Annotated in this window: 2 protein-coding genes; both read left to right on the top strand. The window is 70.9% G+C overall.

The window, feature by feature from the left end; genetic code table 11:
- Window positions 1–2,184: polysaccharide biosynthesis tyrosine autokinase (locus tag Q8M88_RS08340; protein WP_305596286.1), on the top strand; the 2,184-nt coding region annotated here is incomplete at its 5' end.
- Window positions 2,184–2,798, top strand: a 615-nt coding sequence (locus Q8M88_RS08335; protein WP_305596284.1) for a hypothetical protein, incomplete at its 3' end; no start/stop codon positions are given. The genes Q8M88_RS08340 and Q8M88_RS08335, both read left to right, overlap by 1 nt.

Here is a 2,798-nt window from a genome sequence, read left to right as displayed (position 1 = left end):
GCTCAGAAGTGGCGCTGGCTGCTGGCGGCGGCGCTGCTGACGGGGCTCGCCGCGGGCGTCGTGGCGACTTTGCTGACGACGCCGCTGTACCGCGCCTCGACCACCCTGCAGATCGACCGCGAGCCGGCGAAGATCGTGGCGGTGGAGAGCCAGCAGACGCCCGAGCAGGTCAGTGCGGCGGAGTTCTACCAGACCCAGTACGGCCTGCTGAAAAGCCGATCGCTGGCCGAGCGCATCGTCGCGACCCTGAACCTCGCCTACGACGACTCCTTCCTCAATCAGAAGGGCGACAAGACCGCGGCCCAGGTGGCGCGCGCAGCCGCGCAGCCGCGCACCGCCGCCGAGCGGAGCGAGCGCAGCCATCAGGCGGTGGCCCTGGTGATGGAAGGCCTGCGCGTCGAGCCGGTGCAGAGCTCGCGCCTGGTCAAGGTCAGCTACGAGAGCCCGAACCCGGTGGTCGCGGCGAAGATTGCCAATGCGGTGGCCGACAACTTCATCGCCACCAACCTGGAGCGGCGCTACGAGGCCTCGTCCTACGCCCGCCGCTTCCTGGAGGGCCGGCTGGCGCAGATCCGCCAGCGGCTGGAGGAGTCCGAACGCCAGCTCGTCGCCTATGCGGCCAGCCGCGAGATCATCAACATCGGCGGAGAGTCGACCGGCTCCGACGGCCAGACCATGCCCCAGCAGTCGCTGGCGGCCACCGACCTCGCCTCTATGAACCAGGCGCTCGCGCTGGCGACCAATAACCGCATCCAGGCCGAACAGCGCTGGCGCGAAGCGCGGTCCACGCCCGACGGCTCGCTGCCCGAGGTGCTGCAGAACCCCTCCAGTCAGTCGCTGCAGCAGCAGCGTTCGACCCTGTGGGCCGAGTACCAGCAGAACCTGCAACTGTTCAAACCCGACTACCCGACCATGGTGGAGGCGCGGGCCCGCATCGACGCGCTCGACCGCCAGCTGTCGATCCAGGCCCAGTCGGTGAAGGGCGCGCTGAAGAACCAGTACGACGTTGCCCTGCGCCAGGAGCGTTCGCTGGCCTCAGCCGTCGAGGAGCGCAAGGGCGAGGTGCTCGACCTGCGCTCGCGCTCCATCCAGTACAATATCATCCAGCGCGAGGTGGACACCAACCGCAGCCTCTATGACGGCCTGCTGCAGCGCTACAAGGAGATCGGCGTCGCCGGCGGCATCGGCTCCAACAACGTCTCGGTGGTCGACCGCGCCGACACGCCCACCGCGCCGTTCGCGCCTCGGCCGCTCTATAACCTGGCGCTGTTCGGCCTGGGCGGGTTGGCGCTCGGCATCGCCATAGCCTTCCTGCTCGAGCAGCTCGACGTGTCGATCAAGGTGCCGGAGGACGTCGAGAAGGCGCTGGGCCTGCCGCTGCTGGGCACAGTGCCCATCGCGGCCAGGGACATGAGCCCGGTCCGCGCGCTGTCCGATCCCAAGTCGATGCTGTCGGAGGCTTACTACTCCATCCGCACCGCGCTGCAGTTCTCGACCCAGGAAGGCGTGCCCTCCAGCCTGCTGGTGACCAGCAGCCGCGCGGCGGAGGGCAAAACCACCACCTCGCTGGCGATCGCCGCCGGGTTCGCGCGGCTGGGCATGCGCGTGCTGCTGATCGACGCCGACCTGCGCGACCCCTCGCTGCACAAGATCCTCTCGCGCGACAACGGCGTCGGCCTGAGCAATCTGCTGGCCGGCGGCGTCGACCTGATCCCCGCGGTGCAGCCCACCCACCAGAAGAACCTGTTCTTCCTGGCCTGCGGGCCGCTGCCGCCCAACCCGGCCGAGCTGCTCGGCGGGCGCAAGATGAGCACCTTCCTCGAGGCGGCCCGGCGCGAGTTCGACCTGGTGGTGATCGACGGGCCGCCGGTGATGGGGCTGGCCGACGCGCCGCTGATCGCCAACGTGGCCGCGGCGACCATGATGATCGTGCACGCGGGCAAAACCCGTCGCGAGGCCGCCCGTGCGGCGGTCCGACGCCTGCGCGGCGGCGATGTGCATCTGATCGGCGCGGTGCTGACCAAGTTTGACCTGAAGAAGGCCGGCTACGGCTATGGCCACGCGCACGGCTATGGCTATGGCTATGGCTATGGCTACGACTACGGCGCGACGCCGCGACCGGCGGGACGCAGGCTGGGGGTCGCCGCCGCCGGCCGCTGGCTGGAAAACATGAGGCGCGGCTGATGACGTCGCAGCGCTCAGCGGGCCTGATGGGGCCGGGCGGCGTGCTGTTCGCGGCCGCCCTGACGCTGGGCGCGATCGCGCTCAGCTGGTTGTCGTTGAGCCACGCCATGGCCGAAGCGCAGGCCGACGCCGACCCCGCCGCCGCGCTGCACTGGCGTGGGCACAACGCGCGCGCCCTGGCCGCGGCGTCGGAGCAGAAGCTGCAGTCGCTGGACGGCGGCGTCGCCGAGGCTGCAGCGCTCGCCCGCGCCGCCCTGCGCTATGGGCCCTTGCAGTCAACGCCGCTGCGCACCCTGGCGCTCGCGGCCGTGCGGCAGAAACAGGAGGCCGCCGCCCAGCGGTTCATGGCCCAGGCCGCGCTGCGCACCCGCCGTGATCCGCTGGCGCAGTCCTGGCTGCTGGAGCGCGCCCATGCGCGCGGCGACTACGCCCAGACCATCGTCCGCGCCGACGCGATCATGCGGCTCGACGCCGAGATGACAGCGTCGCTGTTCGCGCTGATCAACGACGTCGCCGCCAGGCCTGGCGGCGAGGCGCCAGTGGCCGCCAGCCTCGCTGCGCGTCCGCCTTGGCGCGCCGACTATCTGCGCCAGCTCGTCGCGCAGCCCGGCGGC

Source organism: Phenylobacterium sp., from assembly GCF_030693805.1.
Classification (GTDB): domain Bacteria; phylum Pseudomonadota; class Alphaproteobacteria; order Caulobacterales; family Caulobacteraceae; genus Phenylobacterium.
This window is presented reverse-complemented; position numbering and strand designations above follow the sequence as displayed.